Here is a 4,001-nt window from a genome sequence, read left to right on the forward strand (position 1 = left end):
TAAAAACATCGATGCCGCCGAGCTTGCGCCCCTCAAAAATCTTAAAAAAATCGAAACGACCGGCATCGGCATATCTAAAAAGGCGCAAAAAGCCTGCGCGGATGCGGGGATTACGGTAGTTGATTGAGCGCGGAAATAAAATTTAAGCAATCAAATTTTGCGCTAAAAAACAAGCAAAAATTTGAACTTATTTTAAGCGTAGATTATTTGCGTGCGTTAGTGCGATAGCGATAGCGTCGGTGATATCAAGCGGCTTAATCTCCTTTGTGATACCGAGAATTTTCTTAACCATAAAGGCTACTTGCTCTTTGTCTGCCTTAGCTTTGCCCGTTACCGTTTTTTTAACCTGAAGCGGCGTGTACTCCGCAAAATCGCCGTGAAGCTGCAAAATTTTAAGACTAAGCGCCCCTCGAAACTGCGCGAGCTTCAAAACCGTTTTTGGATTATAAGCGAAAAATATGTCCTCGATCGCCACTTCGTCAAATTTATGATTTTTAAAAATCAGGTCGAGTCCCTCACAAAGTTCGGTGATTTGATACTGCAAAGAATTCGGTTTTATTTTGATTAGTCCCGCCTCGATCAAAATAGTTTTCACGGGCGTCTTTTCGACGATCGCATAGCCGCAATTTCGCGATCCCGGATCGATTCCTAAAATTTTCATCTCATCCTTTTCAACGGTTTTTCACGCTTTTTTCACGGCGTGAAAAACGAATTTCAACGCCATTTTAACAAATTTAAGATAAAATCTAGCGAATTAATCTTAAAGGCAAAAATTTGGTCGCAAACGAGGTTTTGGAGCTACTTTCCAAAGAAATTTTACCGTCGGAATTTGAATGCTACATCAAGCAACTTAAATTTAACGAAAAAAGCTCAAATTCGACGAACATCATATTTAACGCACCAAACGAGATTATCGCCAAATTTATCCAGACCAAATACGCCTCCAAAATCGCTCATCTTTTTGAAGTAAAAACCGGACAAAAGCCCGTGATCAACGTCCTAGCCGCGACCAAAACGCAAAGCAAACCGGCTAAAAAAGTGGATGTAAAAGAGATAAAAGCGCAAAGCAGCCTGCTAAATCCAAGCTACACTTTTGAAAATTTCGTCGTCGGCGACTCTAATCAATTTGCATTTTTAAGCGCGAAGGCCGTATCCGAGCAGCCGGGTAAGATTTACAATCCGCTTTTTATCTACGGCCCAACCGGACTTGGCAAAACTCACCTTTTACAATCAGTCGGAAATTTTTGCCTAAACGGCGGCAAAATGGTCATTTGCGTAACAAGCGAGCAGTTTATTACGGACTTTACTTATAACCTCAACAACCACTCGATGGAGCGATTTCGTGAAAAGTACCGAAACTGCGACGTTTTACTCATCGACGACGTACAGTTTTTAGGCAAAACAGATAAAATCCAAGAGGAATTTTTTCACACGTTTAACGAACTTCATGCCAAAAACGGCCAGATCGTGATGACCTCGGACCGCCAGCCAAAGCTGCTAAAAGGCTTTGAAGATAGGCTAAGAACGCGTTTTGAGTGGGGTATCATCGCCGATATCACGCCGCCCGAGCTTGATACTAAAATCGCAATCATCAAGAAAAAATGCGAGTTTGATAAAATTTACCTCGACAAAGACGTCATAAACTACATCGCAACGAATATGGGCGATAACATCCGAGAAATCGAAAGCGCGATAATAAATTTAAACGCTTACGCAAGGCTCATGAGACAAGAAATCACGCTAGAATTTGCCAAAAATATCCTGCGCGATCAGATAAAAGAAAAGCGCGAAAATATAAATCTAGAAAATATCGTTGAAATCGTAAGCAAAGAGCTAAACGTCAAACCAAGCGAGATGAAAAGCAAATCACGCTCAAAAAATATCGTCGAGGCTAGACGCATCGTGATATATCTGGCTAAAAATTTGACGCCAAACTCGATGCCGCAGATCGCGCAGTTTTTTAACATGAAAGATCACTCGGCCGTAAGTCATAGTATCAAAAAAATAAACGAATTAATAGAAACGAATGAATATTTTAAAGTTCGCGTCGAAGAACTAAAGAATAAAATTTTAACCAAAGAGTAAAAACGTGAATAAAAGTGAAAAAATAAGCAGTTTTTTTAACGCTGCAAATGCCCTATTTAAAGCAAATAAAAGCAGTTTTAAACTTTTCACGCCCCCTACTAATGCTACTAAAAGAAATTTAAAAATAAAGGAAAAAAATGAAAGTCGCGATTAATAAAAATGCTCTTGAAAGCGTAGTAACGAATAGCAGTTCTTACCTAGAAAAAAAAGATCTAAGCGCTATAACTTCGCATATATTTATCGGAGCTAAAGACGGTATCCTAAATATCAAAGCAACAGACCACGAGATCGGTCTAGCCTATAAGCTCTCAAACGTCAAAATCATGGACGAGGGAAACGCTACCGCAAACGGTAAAAAGCTGCTTGATATCATAAGAAGCCTAAAAGACGAAGAAATTACTCTGGAAACTGTAAATAACTATCTCTACATAAAACAAAAAAACTCTAAGTATAAACTTCCGATGTATAAATTTGAGGATTTTCCAAATTTTCCGACGATAGAAAATAAAAATAAATTTGAAGTCGACGCCGTAATGCTTGGACGAAGTTTAAAAAAAATTTTTCCGAGCATAGATAATAACAACCCTAAATTTGAACTAAACGGCGCATTTATAGACATCAAGCAAAACTACATAAATATCGTCGGCACCGACACGAAAAGGCTTAGCGTATTTAGATTTGAAACGCCGACTCAGAGCGAATTTTCGCTAATAATTCCGAAAAAAGCCATTAGCGAGATACAAAAGCTATTTTTTGACAAGATCGAAATTTACTACGACGATACGACTCTGATCGCTCAAAGCGCAAATTTCGAGTTTTTCACAAAACTTATAAACGGCAGATTCCCCGACTACAACAGAGTAATCCCACAAGAGATAAAGAAAAGACTAAGACTAAGCAGAGACAAAATGGTAGAAGGCATCAAAACCGTCTCAATAATCTCTGAGAGCACGAAAATAGTATTTGCTCCTCAAACCATAAGCTTTGAAAGCATCGTCGAGGATAACTCTGAGGCTAAAACGACGATAGAATTTGCAACCGGACTAGAAGAAGAAATCTACGTCGGCGTGAAAAATAGATACTTGCTTGATTTCTTACAAAACATCGAAGAGGAACATTTCGAATTTGGATTTAACGACTCGAATTTAGCCTTTACGGTTAGCTCAAACGAGCTAAAAACGGTAATAATGCCGATAAATTTATAAAAATAAAAAGGTAAATAATGCAGCAAAATTACGGCGCGGAAAATATTAAAGTTTTAAAGGGACTCGAAGCGGTTAGAAAACGCCCCGGTATGTATATCGGAGATACCAACGTAAGCGGCCTACACCACATGATCTACGAGGTCGTCGATAACTCCATAGACGAAGCGATGGCGGGCTACTGCGATACTATAGACGTAGAACTAACGCGCGAAGGCTCTGCTATCATCACCGATAACGGACGCGGTATACCTGTCGATATGCACCCTACGGAGAAAATTTCAGCCGCTACTGTAGTTTTAACCGTACTTCACGCAGGCGGTAAATTTGACAAAGATACTTATAAAGTTTCAGGCGGCTTGCACGGTGTGGGCGTTAGCGTAGTAAATGCTCTTTCTAAAAAACTGGTCGTAAATATTAAACGAGACGGCAAACTACATAGACAAGAATTTTCAAAAGGTATCCCTCAAAGCGACCTTGAGGTTATAAAAACTACAAATAGAACGGGAACTCAGGTGGAGTTTTGGCCTGATGATAGTATCTTTGAAGTTACGGAATTTGACGATGAAATTTTAACCAAACGCTTTAGAGAGTTAGCCTATCTAAATCCGAAAATCACGATAAATTTTAAAGATCAAAGAAACGGTAGAAGCGAGAGTTTTCACTACGAGGGCGGACTTGAGAGCTTTGTAACGGATATGAATAAAAACGAAG

At 39.3% G+C, this 4,001-nt stretch carries 4 protein-coding genes; 3 read left to right on the forward strand and 1 reads right to left on the reverse strand.

What is annotated here, in order from left to right; translation table 11 throughout:
* Window positions 1-187: 187 nt before the first annotated feature.
* On the reverse strand, window positions 188-661 hold the full coding sequence (gene ruvC / locus Q0314_RS01785) for a crossover junction endodeoxyribonuclease RuvC (protein ID WP_298055869.1): 474 nt from the start codon (window positions 659-661) through the stop codon (window positions 188-190).
* Window positions 662-774: 113 nt separating this feature from the next.
* On the opposite strand from ruvC, the gene dnaA reads away from it, so the two are divergent.
* The 3 genes from dnaA to Q0314_RS01800 all read left to right on the forward strand — a co-directional run.
* Window positions 775-2,085, forward strand: a complete 1,311-nt coding sequence (gene dnaA / locus Q0314_RS01790; protein ID WP_298055871.1) for a chromosomal replication initiator protein DnaA — start codon at window positions 775-777, stop codon at window positions 2,083-2,085.
* A 137-nt stretch (window positions 2,086-2,222) separates the two neighbouring features.
* The gene (dnaN, locus tag Q0314_RS01795) at window positions 2,223-3,290 is read left to right on the forward strand and encodes a DNA polymerase III subunit beta (protein ID WP_298055875.1); all 1,068 of its coding nucleotides are present in this window, start codon (window positions 2,223-2,225) and stop codon (window positions 3,288-3,290) included.
* Window positions 3,291-3,307: 17 nt separating this feature from the next.
* A partial coding sequence (locus Q0314_RS01800; RefSeq protein ID WP_298055877.1) for an ATP-binding protein occupies window positions 3,308-4,001 on the forward strand: 694 nt, incomplete at its 3' end.

Origin of the sequence: uncultured Campylobacter sp. (genome assembly GCF_938040115.1) — a bacterium.
Classification (GTDB): Bacteria; Campylobacterota; Campylobacteria; order Campylobacterales; family Campylobacteraceae; genus Campylobacter_A.

Excerpts from the sequence above, each read along its gene's own strand:
- dnaN (WP_298055875.1), top strand. The coding sequence starts at position 2,223 with ATGAAAGTCGCGATTAATAAAAATGCTCTTGAAAGCGTAGTAACGAAT.
- ruvC (WP_298055869.1), bottom strand. The coding sequence starts at position 661 with ATGAAAATTTTAGGAATCGATCCGGGATCGCGAAATTGCGGCTATGCG.